Source organism: Streptomyces sp. NPDC051561, assembly GCF_044454195.1.
Classification (GTDB): domain Bacteria; phylum Actinomycetota; class Actinomycetes; order Streptomycetales; family Streptomycetaceae; genus Streptomyces.
Genome location: NZ_JBITDM010000005.1, coordinates 362571 through 379748, shown reverse-complemented (window position 1 = coordinate 379748; position 17178 = coordinate 362571). Strand labels below are relative to the sequence as shown.

17 protein-coding genes are annotated in these 17178 nt (G+C 71.4%); 6 read left to right on the top strand and 11 right to left on the bottom strand.

Annotated elements, in window-relative coordinates; translation table 11 throughout:
- Positions 1-161: 161 nt before the first annotated feature.
- Entirely contained in the window at positions 162-1505 is a 1344-nt protein-coding gene (locus ACIA73_RS15205; protein ID WP_399438920.1) for an exo-beta-N-acetylmuramidase NamZ domain-containing protein, read from the bottom strand.
- 165 nt (positions 1506-1670) lie between these two features.
- Between ACIA73_RS15205 and ACIA73_RS15200 the strand changes: the two genes are divergently transcribed.
- The 3 genes from ACIA73_RS15200 (at position 1671) to ACIA73_RS15190 (ending at position 4811) form a co-directional block, all read left to right on the top strand.
- Positions 1671-2432 carry an SDR family oxidoreductase gene (locus tag ACIA73_RS15200; RefSeq protein WP_399438919.1) on the top strand — a complete coding sequence of 254 codons (762 nt, stop codon included), beginning with the start codon at positions 1671-1673 and terminating at the stop codon, positions 2430-2432.
- Positions 2429-4120 carry a class I adenylate-forming enzyme family protein gene (locus ACIA73_RS15195; protein ID WP_399438918.1) on the top strand — a complete coding sequence of 564 codons (1692 nt, stop codon included), beginning with the start codon at positions 2429-2431 and terminating at the stop codon, positions 4118-4120. Before ACIA73_RS15200 ends, ACIA73_RS15195 begins: the two co-directional genes overlap by 4 nt.
- 97 nt (positions 4121-4217) lie before the next feature.
- Positions 4218-4811 (top strand): TetR/AcrR family transcriptional regulator, encoded by a 594-nt coding sequence (locus tag ACIA73_RS15190; protein WP_399438917.1) that lies wholly within the window; start codon positions 4218-4220, stop codon positions 4809-4811.
- A 31-nt stretch (positions 4812-4842) separates the two neighbouring features.
- On the opposite strand, the gene ACIA73_RS15185 is transcribed toward ACIA73_RS15190, so the two are convergent.
- The 9 genes from ACIA73_RS15185 to ACIA73_RS15145 all read right to left on the bottom strand — a co-directional run bounded on the left by ACIA73_RS15185 (position 4843) and on the right by ACIA73_RS15145 (position 11814).
- Positions 4843-5427, bottom strand: coding sequence for an acetate uptake transporter (locus ACIA73_RS15185; RefSeq protein WP_399438916.1), 585 nt, complete (start codon positions 5425-5427; stop codon positions 4843-4845).
- Positions 5428-5615: 188 nt separating this feature from the next.
- Positions 5616-6836 (bottom strand): acyl-CoA dehydrogenase family protein, encoded by a 1221-nt coding sequence (locus ACIA73_RS15180; protein WP_399438915.1) that lies wholly within the window; start codon positions 6834-6836, stop codon positions 5616-5618.
- Positions 6837-6842: 6 nt separating this feature from the next.
- Positions 6843-7892 carry a phosphotransferase family protein gene (locus ACIA73_RS15175; protein WP_399438914.1) on the bottom strand — a complete coding sequence of 350 codons (1050 nt, stop codon included), beginning with the start codon at positions 7890-7892 and terminating at the stop codon, positions 6843-6845.
- Between the two features lie 162 nt (positions 7893-8054).
- Positions 8055-8387 (bottom strand): DUF202 domain-containing protein, encoded by a 333-nt coding sequence (locus ACIA73_RS15170; RefSeq protein WP_399438913.1) that lies wholly within the window; start codon positions 8385-8387, stop codon positions 8055-8057.
- Positions 8384-8776, bottom strand: a complete 393-nt coding sequence (locus tag ACIA73_RS15165) for a YidH family protein (protein WP_399438912.1) — start codon at positions 8774-8776, stop codon at positions 8384-8386. Before ACIA73_RS15165 ends, ACIA73_RS15170 begins: the two co-directional genes overlap by 4 nt.
- Entirely contained in the window at positions 8773-9333 is a 561-nt protein-coding gene (locus tag ACIA73_RS15160; RefSeq protein ID WP_399438911.1) for an NUDIX hydrolase, read from the bottom strand. The genes ACIA73_RS15165 and ACIA73_RS15160 overlap by 4 nt, the downstream gene beginning before the upstream one ends.
- A gap of 24 nt (positions 9334-9357) precedes the next feature.
- On the bottom strand, positions 9358-10128 hold the full coding sequence (locus tag ACIA73_RS15155) for a glucose 1-dehydrogenase (RefSeq protein WP_399438910.1): 771 nt from the start codon (positions 10126-10128) through the stop codon (positions 9358-9360).
- Between the two features lie 90 nt (positions 10129-10218).
- The gene (locus ACIA73_RS15150) at positions 10219-10848 is read right to left on the bottom strand and encodes a TetR/AcrR family transcriptional regulator (protein ID WP_399438909.1); all 630 of its coding nucleotides are present in this window, start codon (positions 10846-10848) and stop codon (positions 10219-10221) included.
- A gap of 78 nt (positions 10849-10926) precedes the next feature.
- Positions 10927-11814, bottom strand: a complete 888-nt coding sequence (locus tag ACIA73_RS15145) for a DMT family transporter (protein ID WP_399438908.1) — start codon at positions 11812-11814, stop codon at positions 10927-10929.
- A gap of 212 nt (positions 11815-12026) precedes the next feature.
- Between ACIA73_RS15145 and ACIA73_RS15140 the strand changes: the two genes are divergently transcribed.
- Complete coding sequence (locus tag ACIA73_RS15140; protein ID WP_399438907.1) at positions 12027-13691, top strand: FAD-binding dehydrogenase; 1665 nt, start codon at positions 12027-12029, stop codon at positions 13689-13691.
- A gap of 64 nt (positions 13692-13755) precedes the next feature.
- Here ACIA73_RS15140 and ACIA73_RS15135 read toward each other — a convergent pair whose 3' ends face one another.
- Entirely contained in the window at positions 13756-14232 is a 477-nt protein-coding gene (locus tag ACIA73_RS15135) for an ASCH domain-containing protein (protein WP_399438906.1), read from the bottom strand.
- 186 nt (positions 14233-14418) lie between these two features.
- Between ACIA73_RS15135 and ACIA73_RS15130 the strand changes: the two genes are divergently transcribed.
- Both ACIA73_RS15130 and ACIA73_RS15125 read left to right on the top strand, forming a co-directional pair.
- Positions 14419-15369: a hypothetical protein gene (locus ACIA73_RS15130; protein ID WP_399438905.1), complete on the top strand. Its 951-nt coding sequence runs from the start codon at positions 14419-14421 to the stop codon at positions 15367-15369.
- Between the two features lie 104 nt (positions 15370-15473).
- Positions 15474-17051 carry an APC family permease gene (locus ACIA73_RS15125; RefSeq protein WP_399438904.1) on the top strand — a complete coding sequence of 526 codons (1578 nt, stop codon included), beginning with the start codon at positions 15474-15476 and terminating at the stop codon, positions 17049-17051.
- Positions 17052-17178 lie beyond the last annotated feature (127 nt).

Below are 17178 nucleotides of genomic sequence, written 5' to 3'. Positions count from 1 at the left end.
GGCAGCGGCCGGCGCTGTCTTCGTGGTGCTCGGTCCGGTGGGAGGTGCGTCGGTGCGCGGTTCGTCGGTCACGACCGGCACTGTCGCGTTAGGTGTAGGGGCCAGTCAATAGGTGGGACGCGCGGTCTCATTCCTCGGGACGGGATGAGTGTCCCACCAGGTCAGCGGTACAGCAGATGTTCCCGCCTGATCCGCCGGAAGGCCGCCAGGTCCGCCTCCCAGGCGCCCACCACCTCGTCCGTGCCGGCCCCCGCGTCGATCATCGTCCGCACCCGGGTGTTCCCGGTGAGCTTGTCGATCCAGTTGTCCGGCCGCCAGGCGAAGCCGCTCCACGACTTCTTCGCCGTCACCAGCAGGGCGATGCCGGTGCGCACCGGGTCGTACGCCTCGGGGGCGTGCACATGGAGCTGGACGCCGCCCACCGTCCTGCCCTGGAACTTCGAGAACGTCGGTGCGAAGTACGCCTCCCGGAAGTTCACCCCCGCCAGCCCCTCGGCGTTCGCCGCCGCTGCCCACCGACGGTCGATGCCCTCCGCGCCGAGCAGCTCGAACGGGCGGGTGGTGCCGCGCCCCTCCGAGAGATTCGTCCCCTCGAACAGACACGTCCCGGAGTACACCAACGCCGTGTCCGCGGTCGGCATGTTGGGGCTCGGCGGCACCCACGGCAGCCCGGTCGAGCCGAAGAAGTCGTCCCGCCGCCACCCCGACATCCGCACCACCTCCAGCGGCACCGGCTTCGCCAGGAACTCTGCGTTGAACAGCAGCGCCAGCTCCGCCACCGTCATCCCGTGTGCCTGCGCGATCGGCTCCCTCCCCACGAACGTCGCGAACGCCCGGTCCAGCACCGGACCCAGCGCCGCCCGCCCGGTCACCGGATTCGGCCGGTCGAGCACCACGAACCGCTTGCCCGCGAGCGAGGCGGCCACCATGCAGTCGTACAGCGTCCAGATGTACGTGTAGAAGCGGGCACCCGCGTCCTGGATGTCGAAGACCACGGTGTCCACACCGGACGCGGTGAAGATGTCGGCGAGCGGCTGTCCGCTCTTCAGATACGTGTCGTAGACCGAGAGCCCGGTCGCCGGGTCGTCGTAACGGCCCTCGGAACCTCCCGCCTGGGCGGTGCCCCGGAAGCCGTGCTCCGGGCCGAAGACGGCGGTGAGGTTCACCCGCTCGTCGGCGTGCATCACATCGACGATGTGCCGGACGTCGGCGGTGACACCGGTCGGGTTGGTGACGATGCCGGCCTTGCGGCCGCGCAGCAGCCGGTAGCCGTCGGCGGAGAGGCGGTCGAATCCGGTACGGACCCGGGGGCGGACCCCGTGCCCCGGCCCGGCGGCCGGGGCGGATGGGGTGGCGGTGGTTTCGGCGGTGGTGGATCCGGTACCGCCGGTACCAGCGGTGGTTCCGGCAGGGCTGGTACCGGCGGCGGAAGCCGTCCCCGTCACGCCCAGCGCCCCCACGACGCCCCCGCCCGCCGCCAGCAGTCCCCGTCTGGACAAGCTCATCCCGCAACCTCCGTGATCGGCCGGTCTGTCATGTCCGCGCACGCTAACCGCTGACCGCTCCCGGCGGAACGGAACGCGCCACGGATCAAGCCGGCGCCCCCTCTTCCCCACTCCATACCGACTGGTTAGTCTGCCGGGAGAGCCGACAGCGAGAGGTGGCCACCGATGGACGCGGTGCAGGGCGCGGGAGTAGTCGTGACGGGCGCGGGAGGCGGCATCGGAGCCGCGCTGGCCCGCAGGTTCGTGGCCGAGGGGGCCAGGGTCGTGGTCAACGACCTGGACGCCGCGAAGGCCAAGGCGGTCGCCGACGAGATCGGCGCGAGGGCCGTCCCCGGCGATGCCTCGTCCGTGGTCGAGGAGGCCCGTGACGCCCTCGGTGGCGTCGTCGACGTGTACTGCGCCAATGCCGGGATCGGCGGCGGCGCCGACCCGTTCGCCGAGGACGCCTGGGAGAGGGCCTGGGACGTCAACGTGATGGCCCACGTCCGGGCGGCCCGCGCGCTGCTGCCCGACTGGGTGGAGCGGGGGAGCGGCCGGTTCGTGTCCACCGTGTCGGCCGCCGGTCTGCTGACGATGATCGGCGCCGCCCCGTACAGCGTCACCAAGCACGGCGCGCTGGCCTTCGCCGAGTGGCTGTCGCTGACCTACCGGCACCAGGGCGTCAAGGTCCACGCGATCTGCCCGCAGGGCGTACGGACCGACCTGCTGACCGCCTCGGGAACGGCCGGTGAACTCGTCCTCGAACCGACCGCCATCGAGCCCGAGGACGTCGCCGACGCACTCTTCGAGGGCATGGCCGCCGACCGCTTCCTGATCCTGCCCCACCCCGAGGTGGCGGACTACTACAAGGTGCGGGCGGCGGAGCCGGACAAGTGGCTGGCCGGCATGAACCATCTCCAGCAGAAGTGGGAGGGGATGGGCCGATGAGCGCGAACCCGACGGCCGAGCCCGCCTCCCGCTACGCCGCGAAGCCCTGGCTGCACCTCCTCAGCGAGGCCCAGCGGGCGCCCGTGCACCCCGCACCGACCCTGCTGCACGCCTTCCGGGAGAGCGTGGACCGCGCCCCCGACCGCCCGGCGCTCGCCTACTTCGACGGACGGCTGACCTACCGCGAGACGCAGGCGCTGTCGGACTCGGTCGCCGGGCACCTCGCCGCGAAGGGGCTGCGACAGGGCGACCGGGTCGCGATCATGCTGCAGAACTCGCCGCACTTCGTGCTCGCCCTGCTGGGCGCCTGGAAGGCCGGGGCCACGGTCGTCCCGCTCAACCCCATGTACAAGTCGGCCGAGGTCGGCCATGTGCTGAAGGACGCCGAGGTCACCGCGCTGATCTGCTCGGACCGGGCGTGGGAGGCGTACCTCAGGGAGACGGCCGCCGCCGCGCCCTCGGTCACGATCGTGCTGACCGGCTGCGAACTGGACCTGCAGAGCGAGAACGACGAACGGGTGCTGAACTTCGAGCGGCTGCCGCAGGCCGCCGACGCGGACGACCTGGTCACCGTGGCCGGGGCGGGTCTGGATTCACCCTCGGGGCGGGAACTCGGCCCGGGTGACACGGCGTTGATCAGTTACACGTCGGGCACCAGCGGCACCCCGAAGGGGGCGATGAATTCCCACGGAAACATCATGGTCAACGCGGAACGACAGCGCCGAGGCCACCCCATCGCCGAGGGGTCGTCCTACTTCGCCCTCGCCCCGCTCTTCCACATCACCGGCATGGTCTGCCAGCTGGCCGCCTGTCTCACCAACGCGGGCACCCTCGTCCTCGCCTACCGCTTCCACCCGCAGGTCGTCCTGGACGCCTTCGCCCAGCACCGGCCCGCGTACACCGTGGGCCCCTCGACGGCGTTCATGGCACTGGCCGCGACCCCCGGCGTGACCAAGGAGCACTTCGCGTCCTTCGAGGTGCTCTCCTCGGGCGGCGCCCCGCTGCCGCCCGCGCTGGTGGAGAAGTTCCGGGCGGGCCTGGGGCCGTACATCCGCAACGGTTACGGGCTCACCGAATGCACCGCGCCGTGCGCCGCCGTGCCGCCGGAGCGCGAGGCGCCGGTGGACCCGGCGTCCGGGACGCTCTCCGTCGGCGTGCCGGGACCCGACACGGTGGTGCGGATCATCGATGTGGACGGCGAGGAGGTGCCCTTCGGGGAGCAGGGCGAGATCGCGGTGCGCGGCCCGCAGGTCGTCTCCGGCTACTGGCGGCTGCCCGAGGCCAGCGCCGAGGCGTTCCCCGACGGTGAACTGCGCACCGGGGACATCGGGTTCATGGACGCCGAGGGCTGGCTGTATGTCGTCGACCGCAAGAAGGACATGATCAACGCGTCCGGCTTCAAGGTCTGGCCGCGCGAGGTCGAGGACGTCCTGTACACCCACCCGGCGGTCCGCGAGGCGGCCGTGGTCGGCATCCCGGACGAGTACCGGGGCGAGAGCGTCAAGGCGTACGTCGGGCTGCGCCCGGGGGCGGAGGTCAGCCCCGAGGAACTGTCCGCGTACTGCAAGGAACGGCTCGCCGCGTACAAATACCCCCGCGTGGTGGAGATCCTGCCGGAACTTCCCAAGACGGCAAGTGGGAAGATCCTCCGACGGGAACTGCGTTCCCCCAAGGTGCCCGAGGCGTAGCCCCGGCGGGCCTCACAGGCGCGGCGGACACTCCGGCGAGCTTCACCAGGCACAACGGGCACTACAGACAAGCGACAAGGCAAGGCAGGTGGCGGCAATGGCCAGAACGACGGACCCGAGCGGCACCCCCGTTCCGCAGCGGCTGCTGGCCGCCGCCACCCGGCTCTTCGCCGAGCGCGGCTACGACCGCACCTCGGTCCAGGAGATCGTCGAGGCGGCGGGCGTCACCAAGGGCGCGCTCTACCACTACTTCGGTTCCAAGGACGATCTGCTGCACGAGGTGTACGGCCGTGTGCTGCGCCTCCAGCAGGAGCGTCTCGACGACTTCGCCGACGCGGACGCCCCCGTCGAGCAGCGGCTGCGCGACGCGGCGGCGGACGTCGTCGTCACCACCATCGAGAACCTCGACGACGCGTCGATCTTCTTCCGCTCCATGCACCACCTGAGCCCGGAGAAGGACAAGCAGGTGCGTTCCGAGCGGCGCCGCTACCACGAGCGGTTCCGCGCCCTGGTCGAGGAGGGCCAGAAGACGGGCGTCTTCTCCACGGCCACCCCCGCCGACCTGGTCGTCGACTACCACTTCGGCTCCGTGCACCACCTCTCCACCTGGTACCGCCCCGGTGGCCCGCTCACCCCGCAGCAGGTCGCCGACCACCTCGCCGATCTGCTGCTGAGGGCGCTCCGGCCCTGACGCGGGGAGGGCGACCCGGGGGCGCGGGCTCTCAGCCGAGCGGCAGGACCTTCCGCCCCCACGTCTCGTTCGTCACCGTCGCGAAGGAGGTGTACCAGGCGCAGCCCGCGCACAGCAGGCCGAGGAAACCGCCCACGTGCCCCAGTGTCGCGTTCTGCGCCAGGTCACCCAGCGCCAGGAACAGGAACGTCAGCGTCAGCGTGATGAAGATCAGCCGGTGCGCCACATCCAGCTTCAGCGCCGCGACGGTCATGTACAGCGTGAAGACGAACCACGCGATCAAGAAGAGCCCCGTCGCCAGGTGCGCGTCCTCCTTCGGCAGAGCGGGCACCACGAACCTCACGTACCCCGCGAAGGACATCCAGAAGGCGCCGTACGACACGAAGGCCGTCGCCCCGAAGGTGTTGCCGCGCCGGAACTCGAAGAGCCCGGCGGCGAACTGCGCCAGCCCGCCGTAGAACAGCGCGAGCGGCAGCACGACCGCGCTCAGCGCGGCGTTCGGGACCAGCCCCGAGTTGAACATGCTGAGCACGAAGGTGGTCAGCGCGAACGCGGCCAGCCCGAGCGGACCCGGGTTCGCGATGCGGGCAGGCGCGGCGGCGGAACTGTGAGACATGTGGGGGCACTTTCGATCGAGGGACCAATCGAACTTACCCGGCGATACGGACATCCTGTTGCGGACACCGGCCTCTTTCGACGGGACCTTGGTCCCACCGGAAGAGACCCGAAGCCTCCCCACCCGCACGCCACCGCCACCCCCTGCGCGGCCGGCCGCACCACCCCCTGCGCGGCCGGCCGCACGGCCTACAGGTACTTCTTCAGCTCCCGCCGCGCCAGCGACCGCTGGTGCACCTCGTCGGGCCCGTCCGCCAGCCGCAGCGTCCGCGCCGCCGCCCACAGCTCCGCCAGCGGGAAGTCCTGGCTGACCCCGCCCGCCCCGTGCAGCTGCACCGCGTTGTCGATGATGTCCAGTACCGCACGCGGCGTCGCGATCTTGATCGCCTGGATCTCGGTGTGCGCACCCCGGTTGCCGACGTTGTCCATCAGCCAGGCCGTCTTCAGCACGAGCAGCCGCAGCTGCTCCACGGTGACCCGGGCGTCCGCGATCCAGTTCTGCACGACGCCCTGCTGGGCCAGCGTCTTGCCGAAGGCGGTGCGCGAGACCGCCCGGCGGCACATCAGCTCGATCGCCCGCTCGGCCATGCCGATCAGCCGCATGCAGTGGTGGATACGCCCCGGGCCGAGCCGCGCCTGGGCGATGGCGAAGCCGCCGCCCTCCTCGCCGACCAGGTTCGCGGCCGGCACCCGGACGTTGTCGAACGAGACCTCCGCGTGCCCCCCGTGGTAGTGGTCCTCGTACCCGTACACCTGCATCGCGCGCCGCACTTCCACGCCCGGGGTGTCACGCGGCACCAGGATCATCGACTGCTGACGGCGGACGTCCGCGCCGTCCGGGTCGGTCTTGCCCATCACGATGAAGATCTTGCAGTCCGGGTTCATCGCCCCGGAGATGTACCACTTGCGGCCCGTGACGACGTACTCGGAGCCGTCCTGGGAGCGTTCGATCCTGGTCTCGATGTTCGTCGCGTCCGAGGAGGCCGCCTCCGGCTCCGTCATCGCGAACGCCGACCGGATCTCCCCGGCCAGCAGCGGCTCCAGCCACTGCTTCTTCTGCTGCTCACTGGCGAACTCGGTCAGCAGCTCCATGTTCCCGGTGTCCGGCGCCGCACAGTTCAGCGCGGTCGGCGCCAACTGCGGGGAACGGCCGGTGATCTCGGCCAGCGGCGCGTACTGGAGATTGGTCAGCCCGGCGCCGTAGGCGGCGTCCGGCAGGAAGAGGTTCCACAGCCCCTGCCGCCGCGCCTCCTCCTTCAGCTCCTCCACCACCGCCGGGGTGTCCCACGGCGAGTCGAGCAGCAGGCGCTGCTCGTGCGCGGTCTGCTCCGCCGGGTAGACGTGCTCGTCCATGAAGGCGAGCAGCTTGGTGCGCAGCTCTTCGGTCCGTGCGTCGTATGCGAAGTCCATGAGGAATCAGCCCTTCTGAAGGGTCGTCAGGCCATGCTGGATGAACAGGGGAACCAGTTCGCCGATCCGGTCGAAGCCGGGGCCGACGGTCTGCCCGAGCGTGAAGCGGTAGTGGATGCCTTCGAGGATCACGGCGAGCTTGAACCAGGCGAATGCCGTGTACCAGTTGATCGCCGACACATCCCGGCCGGAGGCGGCCGCGTACCGGGCGACGATCTCGCCCTCCGAAGGATGGCCGGCTGCCGAAGCGGTGGTGGAGATCGGGGAGTTGGGCAGATCGAGCTCGGTGCTGTACATCACCAGCAGTCCGAGGTCGGTCAACGGGTCGCCGAGCGTCGACATCTCCCAGTCGAGGATCGCCCGGATGCTGTCGTCCGGGCCGCCGATCAGGACGTTGTCCAGGCGGTAGTCGCCGTGCACCACGGTCGGCGCGGGGGAGGCGGGCAGCTTCTTCCCGAGCGCGGCGTGCAGCTCGTCGATGCCCGGCAGGTCGCGGTTGCGCGAGGCGTCCAACTGCTTTCCCCAGCGCCGTAGTTGGCGTTCCAGGAAGCCTTCGGGCCGCCCGAAGTCACCGAGCCCGACCGCCTCGGGTTCCACGGCGTGCAGCTCCACGAGCGTGTCCACCAGCCCCAGCAGGGCGGCCCGGGTCCGCTCGGCGCCGAGCGGAGCCAGCTCGCCGGCGGTCCGGTACGGCGTGCCGTCCACGAACTCCATCACGTAGAAAGGCGATCCGATCACCGCCTCGTCCTCGCACAGCAGAATCGGCTCCGGCACCGGCACCTTGGTCGGATGCAGCCCGCTGATCACCCGGAACTCGCGCGCCATGTCGTGCGCCGTCGCCAGTACGTGGCCGAGCGGGGGACGACGTACCACCCAACGGCTCTTCCCGTCCGTCACCGCATACGTCAGATTGGACCGGCCGCCCTGGATCAGCCGGGCGGACAACGGGCCCGACACCAGTCCCGGACGCTCCCGGTCAAGATGGGCGCGCAGCCGCTCCGGGTCGAGCCCGGGCGGCGCGTCGGCCGTCGGCCCGGTCGGGGGGACGGTGCTCATGGGGGTACCTCCGGTGCGTGCGAGCGGGCTGCCGCCCCCCATGATGCCGACCAGTCGGTATGTCGTCCAGAGGGGGGTACGGTACGGCCCAGCCGCCACCCGTAGAAAGCCGGCTCACCCGCCCCGGCCCACCCGCCCCGGCCCACCCGCCGTCCCCCCCGCTCACCCCGCCAGCACCGCCACCCCGAACGCGGCCAGCGCCAGCACACACACCACCGCCGCCGACGCCCCACGCGGCGCCAGCACCTCGGGCCGCGCCCGGTCCAGTCCCTGGATGCGCCGGTGCGCCACCACCAGGAACCCCACCCACACCAGCGCACTCAGCGCGGCGGCCACCACCCCGAGCGGAGTGAACCCGTCGTGCAGTGCCTGCTTCCCGGCGAGCACCGCGACCACCGTGCAGGACAGGGTGGTACGCCGCCACGCCAGCCGGGTCCGTTCCGGCTGGAGCCCGGGATCGCGCTCCGGGACCACTGCCTCCGCAGCCGTACTCACCCCGCCCACCCGGACAGCACGACCACCACCATCGCCACCGCGACCACCCCCACCAGCAGCGAGAGCACCGTCGGGAAGCGCGTCACCGGCAGGTCCTCGCCGCGCCGCATCGCCCGCTCGCAGCGCACCCAGTGGTTCACTGCCCGCAGCGCGCACAGCGCCCCCGCCACCAGCAGCGCGACCGCCATCCCCACCCGCACGCCCCACCGCAGGTCCGGCAGGAACTGATCGACCGCGAACCCGGCCCCGACCAGCGCCAGCGCGGTCCGCACCCACGCCAGGAAGGTCCGCTCATTGGCCAGCGAGAACCGGTAGTCCGGTGTGTCACCCTCCTCGCGGATGCGCTCTGGTGCGAACCACAGCCGTAGCCCCCGCACCAGCCCGCTCATCGGCCCAGCTCGCACAGCCGCCGGTACGCCGCGAGCCCGTCCGGCACCCACTCCCACTCCGCCAGCCGCCGCGTCAGCTCCTCCTCGTCGAGGAAGTCGTGCCACGCGACCTCCTCCACCTGCGGATTCACCGGCAGCTCACAGCGCACCTCGTACACCGACGACCACCAGGAGTGCGCGCCGTCCGCGCTCTCGTACAGGAACTTGAACAGCAACGCCGGCTGTGGCAGCCCCCGCACCCCCAACTCCTCCTGCGCCTCGCGCAGCGCCGCCTCGTCGTAGGTCTCGCCCGCGCCCACGACCCCGCCCACGAACATGTCGTACAGCGACGGATAGACCAGTTTGGTCGCGGTCCGCCGGTGCACGAAGGTCCTGCCCCCGGCATCGCGGACGCGGATGAAGGCACAGCGATGGCGAAGGCCCCGCGCGGTCGCCTCGCCGCGCGGGGCCTGTCCCACGACCTCGTCGTTCTCGTCGACGAGGTCGAGGATCTCGTCAGCAGGACTGCTCTGCTCAGCAGCACTTTGTTCTTCGCGGGGATCCACAGCAGGACTCATGGGGCCATCCAACCCCACTCGTCACTACTGGCCCATGACGTACTTCACCGTCGGGCCGGTCGTCCAGCCGCCGTCCACCGCCAACTCGGCGCCGGTCACGTAGGACGCGGAGTCCGACAGCAGGAAGACGACCGCGCCCGCGATCTCCTCGGGCTCACCCACCCGGCCCATCGGGGTGTTGGGGTAGTTGCCCTCGCCCTGCTGGATACCGACGGAGGCGGTCATCGGGGTGTAGGTCATGCCCGGGTGGACGGAGTTGACGCGGATCCGCTCGGTGCCCAGCTCAACGGCGCCGATCTTGGTCAGCCCGCGCACGCCCCACTTGGAGGCGCCGTACCCGGCGGTCAGCGCCAGGCCCATCAGGCCTGCGGCGGAGGAGATGTTGACGATCGAACCGCCGCCGTTCTCCTTCATCGCCGGGATGACGGTCTTCATGCCGATGAAGACACCGGTCAGGTTGATGTCGAGGACCTTGCGGAAGTGCTCGACGGACTCCTCGGCGAGGAACTGGCCGGTGGATATCCCGGCATTGTTCACCAGCCCGTCGAGGGAACCGAACTCGGCGACCGCATAGGCGGCGACGCGCGCCCAGTCCTCCTCGGAGGTCACATCGTGGTGCTGGAAGCGGGCCCGCTCGCCGAGCTCGGCGGCGGTGACGGCACCGTCCTCGTCGAGCACGTCGGTAATCACCACGTTGGCGCCGGCCGCCACCGCCTGCCGGGCTGCCTCCGCGCCCAGACCCCGGGCGCCCCCGGTGACGATGACGGTCCTGCCGGTGAGGTCGTTGTTGCTCATGGTGCGCTCTTCTCTCAGTGGTGCTTGTGGTGTCTGTGGCGTCAGAGGTGCGGTCTGTGGGGCGACGTGGCCGGGGTTACGGGGCCGGGGTTACGTGGCCGGGGCGTGCGGCGCACCGAGCAGTGCTGCGGTGGTCTCCACCAGGTCCGCGAGGAACACGTCCTCGCCGGTCAGCGGGGTGGCACCGGCCAGGTACTGGCGGGCCCGGTCGGACAGGGCGGCGCCGATCAGGGTCAGCGCGAGGTCGAGCCGCTCCAGCCGCAGGGGCTGGGGCAGTGGTCCGGCCGCCAGTGCGGCACCGACGCGCCCGATCAATTGCCAGTACGCCGTCCCGGCCAGCGTCGGGTGCGGAATTCCGGTCCGGACGCCGCTCTGGTGGCTGAGCTGGGCCGAGATCAGCAGACCGCGCCGGCCGCGCTCGGTGGCCAGCTCGGTGGCCTCGGCGGCAACGAGTGCGCCGATCAACTCCCGTACCGAATCCGGGCACTCGGACAGCCGTGGCGCGAGCACCCGCTCGGTGCGCTGCTGGCGCTGGGCCATCACGGCGTCCAGGAGACCGCCGCGCGAGCCGAAGTGGTACTGCACCGCCGACGGATTGCTCTGCCCGGCCAGCCTGACGACGTCCCGCAACTGGGCGCCGTCCACGCCCTGCGCGGCGAAGACCTCCTCGGCCGCGCGGATCAGCTTGTCCCGGGTCTCGGGGCCTGACGTTCTTGGCATGCGACTATTGTAATACTGGCCATTATTAAATGCGAGAGTGCCAGGTCAGGGGGGTTGTGGGGAGAGTGCAGAGGCGGTTCAGCCCCGTACCAGCACCTTCCTGGCGACCGTTGCCCCGGTCGGCATGGCCGGATGCCGGCCCAGCAGCACTATGCCCGCCACGATCGCCACCAGCCCGGCCGCTTCCCCCGCCAGCGCCCCCGGACTCGTCTGCAACCGGTCGCCCAGGAAGCCGACGCCGCACGCCACCCCCGCCAACGGCTGCGCGGCCGTCAGCGCCGGCAGCGACGCCCGCAGCGTCCCCGTCCCGAACGCGCTCTGCACCAGCACCAGACCGGCGATACCGAGCGCCACCACCCCGCACACCTGCCAGCCGCCGGCCAGCGCGGTCCAGCCGCCCTCCGCGAACCGCTGCCCGCTCACCCGCGTCAACGCGTCCTGCAACCCGTACAGCAGCCCGGCCGCCAGGGCGAGCAGCGCGGGCCCCGAGCTCATCCGGGACCGTTTCGCGTGCGCGGTCAGCAGCAGCGCCAGCCCGAGGACGACCCCCACGACCACCCAGTGCCGCAGCGGATCCACCTCAGCCCCGCCGCCGCGCGGCTGCCCCGCCAGCAGGAACGCGGCCACCCCTGAGGCCAGCAGCCACAGCCCGGCCCAGCCCTGCTTCCCCAGCCGGCACCCGCTCCGCCAGCGCGACAGCGCCATCGCGAACAGCAGGTTGGTCGCGAGCAGCGGCTCGACCAGGGAGATCTCCCCGTGCGCCAGCGCCAGCGCGCCCAGCACCATGCCCGCCACCATGCAGCCGATCCCGGCCAGCCAGCGCGGCACCCTCACAAGATCGAGCAGCAGCCGCAGCGAGAGGAAGTCACCGAGCGGTGCCTGTCGGGCGGCGTCCTGCTGAAGGACAAAACCGGAACCGATGCAGCACGCGGCGCCCAGGGCGAGCAGAAGAACAGTCAGTGACACTGTCTGAACCCTCAACAGGTGGCGGAGTGGGGGGACTTGGCCCGACCATAGCGGCACAGGGCCGGTGATCGCTGCGACGGCCGGGGACGGGTCCTGCGCTACGGATGCCCCGCCTCGGGCCCCCGGAAGCGGCTCGGTGACGGCTGACCTGCCGCCCCGGGCCGACGCCCCGGACAGTTGACTAGTTACTGTCGCGTACCGAAGATCGGGCCATGGATGCCAAGGGGTACGACGCGGACGTCATCGTCATCGGAGCCGGCCTGGCGGGCCTCGTCGCCACCGCCGAGCTGGTGGACGCCGGGCGGAAGGTGATCCTCCTCGACCAGGAGCCCGAGCAGTCGATCGGCGGCCAGGCGCACTGGTCCTTCGGCGGCCTCTTCCTCGTCGACTCGCCCGAGCAGCGCCGGATGCGCGTCAAGGACAGCCGCGACCTCGCCCTCCAGGACTGGCTGGGGACGGCCGGCTTCGACCGCGAGGAGGACGCCTGGCCGCGCAAGTGGGCCGAGGCGTACGTCGACTTCGCGGCCGGCGAGAAGCGGTCCTGGCTGCACTCCAGGGGAGTCCGCTTCTTCCCGGTGGTCGGCTGGGCCGAGCGCGGGGGTTACGACGCGAACGGTCACGGCAACTCGGTGCCGCGTTTCCACATCACCTGGGGTACCGGCCCCGGTCTGGTCGCCCCCTTCGAGCAGCGGGTCCGCGAGGGCGTCGCCCGGGGGCTGGTCACCTTCAGGTTCCGGCACCGGGTGACCGGGCTGGAGTCCACCGCCGGCTCCGTGGACACCGTGACCGGTGAGGTTCTGGAGGCGTCGAGTGCCGCGCGCGGCACCGCCAGCTCCCGTACCGTCACCGGGGACTTCACCCTCCGCGCCCAGGCGGTGATCGTCACCTCCGGCGGCATCGGCGGCAACCACGACCTGGTCCGCGCCCAGTGGCCCGAGCGCCTCGGCACCCCGCCCGCCCACATGCTCTCCGGCGTCCCCGCCCATGTCGACGGCCTGATGCTCGGCGTCACCGAGACGGCCGGCGCCAGCCACATCAACCGCGACCGGATGTGGCACTACACCGAGGGCATCCAGAACTGGAACCCCATCTGGGCCAAGCACGGCATCCGCATCCTCCCCGGACCGTCCTCGCTCTGGCTCGACGCGCGCGGCAACCGCCTCCCGGTCCCGCTCTTCCCCGGATTCGACACCCTCGGCACGCTCGACCACATCATGAAGACCGGCTACGACTACACCTGGTTCGTCCTCGACCAGAAGATCATCGGCAAGGAGTTCGCCCTCTCGGGCTCCGAGCAGAACCCCGACCTGACGGGGAAGTCGGTACGCGGCGTCATCGACCGGGCCCGGGCAGCGGTCCCCGCTCCCGTGAAGGCGTTCATGGACAAGGGCGCGGACTTCGTCGTCGAGAAGGACCTGGCTTCGCTGGTACGGGGCATGAACGCCCTCACCAAGGAACCCCTCATCGACGAGGCCGCCCTGCGCCACCAACTCGTCTCCCGCGACCGTGAGATGGCCAACCCGTTCACCAAGGACCTCCAGGTCACGGCCATCCACGGGGCCCGCAAGTACCTCGGGGACAAGCTGATCCGCACCGCGACCCCGCACCGCGTCCTCGACCCGGCGGCGGGCCCGCTGATCGCCGTACGCCTGCACATCCTCACCCGCAAGTCGCTGGGCGGCCTGGAGACGGACCTGTCGTCCCGGGTCCTCACGCCCGCGGGCACACCCCTCCCGGGCGTCTACGCGGCCGGCGAGGCGGCCGGGTTCGGTGGGGGAGGGGTGCACGGATACCGGTCCCTGGAGGGGACGTTCCTGGGCGGCTGCATCTTCTCCGGGCGCGCGGCGGGGCGGGCGGCGGCACGTGCGGTGAAGTAGCACGACGGCGGGGGGGGCGGCCCCCGGCGGAGCCGCCCCGGCCCGCCCGGGCCCGTACCCCCGCCTACCTCACCTCCACCACCCTGAACCTCTCGGCCACCACCTCGGTCGCGTCGTCCACGACGAACTCCGGATCCCCCATCGCCTCCCGCATCTCCTCGCCGTGCCAGAACCTCTCGTGATCGGCCCGCCACCGGGCCACCGAGGTGTGCCCCTCGCCCTCGTCCCGCGCATGCTGGAGGTCCACGTCCCCCAGCCGCAGCACCCGCACCTCCGTCACCTCCAGCACCGCCACCTCCTCGCCCGCCGAGTCGATCAGCGCATACCGCTCGCCCACCGGGGGCAACTCCTCGTCCTCCGCCTGGTATTCGGCGAGCAGGCCCGTGGTCGAGACCTTCTCGCCGGAGAGGACCGCGGCGACCAGCCGGTCGCGCAGCGGGCCGGGGAAGGCGAGCAGATACGGCGGGAGAGGGGTGCGGGCGGGCGGCGCGGCGGGCGGCGCGACGGGCGGCTCGGCGGCAGGCGTGGTGTCGTCACTCATGGGGCAACCCTAGTCCTCGCGCCACGTGTCACCTGGGTGAATGGCCCCCAGAGTATGACCAACTGGGCGCGCGAAAAAGCCAGTTGGGGGCGGTGTGTACTTATCCCCCCTTGACGTGGAGCCACCCGTACCGCTTTGCTGTGCGTGATCAAATGCTGGCTCGCGCGCCGTGGAGGTACCCCGCGGATGGCCCCACCTCCGCCACTTCTCGGCCGCTCCCGCCGCCGCGGCGAACAACCGCCGGACCCGGCCCTCGATGACGCCGAACTCATCGACGTACGCGACCAGTTGGCCCAGGGTCGCTGGACCGCCGTCCGCTCCCTGCTCGCCCGTACCGGCAACGAGTGGGACCGTCGCGGACACCGCCTGCTGGTGCTCGCCGAACCCAGGGGCACCCACGCCTGGGCCGGAGACTGGCTGCTCGCCGAACCCGAGAGCGCCGACGCCGCCGCCCTGCTGGCCTGCGCCGAAGTGCACCGCGCGCTGCTCGGCAAGGGCTGCCCCGACCGGGCCCGGGCCTCCTGCCGCACGGCTGCCGAACGGCGCCCCGAGGACCCCACCCCCTGGCTCGCCCTCCTGCTGCTCGCCCGCCACCTCGGCACCGAGGAGGAGGTCACCCAGCTCTACGACCAGGTCAGGGCCCGCCACCCGGAGCACCACCACGCCCACCACCTGATCATCGCCCGGCTCGCGGAGCGCCGCCCCGACATAGGGCAGGACCCCCTCCACGAGGTGTACGACTTCGCGGCCTGGGCCGCCGAGCAGGCCCCGGCCGACTCGCCGTTGGCGGTCCTGCCGGTCATCGCGCACGCCGAGCGCTACCGCGTGCTGTCCGTCGCCGGACAGCTCCCGCCGGACCCGGCGATGTCCGGCCACTGGTCGGGGCGCCGGGCCCGCCAGGTGATGAAGGCTGCCTTCGACTGGTGGCTGGAGTGGGAGCACGAGGAGCACCCCCGCTCCCGTGTCGACCTCAACTTCCTCGCGCACGCGAAGTACTGCGAGGGCCGCACCGCCGAGGCCGCCGCCCTGTTCCACCGGATCGGCCCGCACCGCACCGCAGCCCCCTGGTCGTTCCCCGACCGGGACCCGCACAAGGCGTTCCGCGCCGCACGCAGCGCCGCCCTGGGTGACGTCTGAACCGGAGCGCCTCGCGCGGCACCTCACATCCCAGGACCCCCAGACCGACCGGCCGCTGCACGACCGGCAGCGCCCCGGACAACCACCGAAGGGACAACCCCGCCATGTCGACGGGCAGTTCGCGTACGAACGGGACCAGAGAGGCCGGCGCCCCAGCCGGCGGATCCGAAGGAATCAGCACCTTCAAGGGGGAGGAGCGCACGCTCCGTGCCGACCGCCTCGGCACCGGCGGCCTGCTGCTCTCGGTCCTCGCCGCCAGCGCCATCCTGATGACGGTCGCCGGTGTCATGCCCACCACCTTCGGTGTGATGGGAGTGGTCGGCCAGCCGCTGATCTACGTCATCCTCGGCGCGATCCTGCTGCTGTTCAGTCTCGGTTACTCCGAGATGAGCAGGCACGTCCACAACGCCGGCGCGTTCTACGCGTACATCGCCCGCGGTCTCGGCCCGACCGCCGGTGCCGGTGCCTCGATGGTCGCCCTGGTCGCGTACAGCGCCATGCAGGTCGGCATCTACGGCATCCTCGGCTTCGAGGTGTCCGGCATCTTCGCCACCTACCTCGATCTCACCGTCCCCTGGTGGGTGTTCGCCCTGCTCTCGGTCGTCGGCATCGGCCTGCTCGGCTGGCTGAAGATCGACCTCAGCGCCAAGGTGCTCGGCGTCCTCCTCGTCATCGAGTGCATCCTCGTGGTGATCTTCGACGTGGCCGCGATAGCCAGCCCCGGCCCCGAGGGCATCTCCTTCCAGGCCTTCAACCCCGAGACCCTCACCGGCGCGGGCCTCGGCACCGCCCTGTGCTTCTGCGTCGCCGCCTTCGTCGGCTTCGAGCAGGCCCCGGTGTACGCCGAGGAGACCGCCCGCCCGCAGGTCGTCGTCCGGCGTGTCATGTTCCTGGCCGTGGGCTGCGGAGTCGTCTTCCTCGCCCTCAGCTCCTGGGCGATGTCGGTCGCCGCGGGCCCCGGCAACATCGTCAAGGCGGCCGCCGACGCGGGCCCCGGACTGCTCTTCGAACTCACCGAGTCCCGGCTCGGGTCGACCTACAACGACATCCTGCACGTCCTGTACGTCACCGGAATGATCGCGGCGCTGCTCAGCTTCCACAACGTGGTCGCCCGCTACGCCTTCGCGATGGGCCGCGAGGGCCTGCTGCCCGCCGCCTTCGGCCGTACCAACAAGACCAGTGGCGCCCCCGCCACCGGCTCCCTCCTGCAGACCGGCATCTCGCTGGTCATCGTCGCGGTCTTCGCGTTCACCGACGACACCAAGAACGGTGACCCCACCGTCCCGGTGCTCCACCTCTTCACCTGGATGGGCAACATCGGCGCGCTCGGTGTGATGGTGCTGATGGCCGTCGCCTCGTTCGCCGTGATCGCCTTCTTCGTACGTCGCGGGGCCGCGGGCGCGCAGGCCGGGCGGCTGATCGCCTCAAGCATCGCCGGTGTCGCCCTGACCGGTATCGCCGTCGTGACCGTCAAGGACTTCGACGTCCTGGTCGGCGCGGGCCCCGGCTCGACGCTGAGCTGGGTGCTGCCCGGCATCATCGCGCTGGCCGCCCTCGGCGGGGTGGTCTTCGGCCTGGTGCTGCGCTCCCGCAAGCCCGAGGTGCACGCCAGGATCGGCCTCGGCAACGAGGCGTTCCAGCTGGACAAGGCGGCCTCCGAAGGGGCGACGGCCCACAGCTGATCCGCCCCGCCCCGGATGCGGCGAACCCCGCCTCGGATATGACGAAACCCTGACGAGCACTCGCGGCCCCTGGCACCCGGCGGCCGCGAGTGCTCGAATCGTCGGTGTGAACCCTCAAGCACCAGCA

Coding starts and splice junctions, on each gene's coding strand:
- ACIA73_RS15205 (WP_399438920.1), bottom strand. CDS start 1,505: ATGAGCTTGTCCAGACGGGGACTGCTGGCGGCGGGCGGGGGCGTCGTG.
- ACIA73_RS15200 (WP_399438919.1), top strand. CDS start 1,671: ATGGACGCGGTGCAGGGCGCGGGAGTAGTCGTGACGGGCGCGGGAGGC.
- ACIA73_RS15195 (WP_399438918.1), top strand. CDS start 2,429: ATGAGCGCGAACCCGACGGCCGAGCCCGCCTCCCGCTACGCCGCGAAG.
- ACIA73_RS15190 (WP_399438917.1), top strand. CDS start 4,218: ATGGCCAGAACGACGGACCCGAGCGGCACCCCCGTTCCGCAGCGGCTG.
- ACIA73_RS15185 (WP_399438916.1), bottom strand. CDS start 5,427: ATGTCTCACAGTTCCGCCGCCGCGCCTGCCCGCATCGCGAACCCGGGT.
- ACIA73_RS15180 (WP_399438915.1), bottom strand. CDS start 6,836: ATGGACTTCGCATACGACGCACGGACCGAAGAGCTGCGCACCAAGCTG.
- ACIA73_RS15175 (WP_399438914.1), bottom strand. CDS start 7,892: ATGAGCACCGTCCCCCCGACCGGGCCGACGGCCGACGCGCCGCCCGGG.
- ACIA73_RS15165 (WP_399438912.1), bottom strand. CDS start 8,776: ATGAGCGGGCTGGTGCGGGGGCTACGGCTGTGGTTCGCACCAGAGCGC.
- ACIA73_RS15160 (WP_399438911.1), bottom strand. CDS start 9,333: ATGAGTCCTGCTGTGGATCCCCGCGAAGAACAAAGTGCTGCTGAGCAG.
- ACIA73_RS15155 (WP_399438910.1), bottom strand. CDS start 10,128: ATGAGCAACAACGACCTCACCGGCAGGACCGTCATCGTCACCGGGGGC.
- ACIA73_RS15150 (WP_399438909.1), bottom strand. CDS start 10,848: ATGCCAAGAACGTCAGGCCCCGAGACCCGGGACAAGCTGATCCGCGCG.
- ACIA73_RS15140 (WP_399438907.1), top strand. CDS start 12,027: ATGGATGCCAAGGGGTACGACGCGGACGTCATCGTCATCGGAGCCGGC.
- ACIA73_RS15135 (WP_399438906.1), bottom strand. CDS start 14,232: ATGAGTGACGACACCACGCCTGCCGCCGAGCCGCCCGTCGCGCCGCCC.
- ACIA73_RS15130 (WP_399438905.1), top strand. CDS start 14,419: ATGGCCCCACCTCCGCCACTTCTCGGCCGCTCCCGCCGCCGCGGCGAA.
- ACIA73_RS15125 (WP_399438904.1), top strand. CDS start 15,474: ATGTCGACGGGCAGTTCGCGTACGAACGGGACCAGAGAGGCCGGCGCC.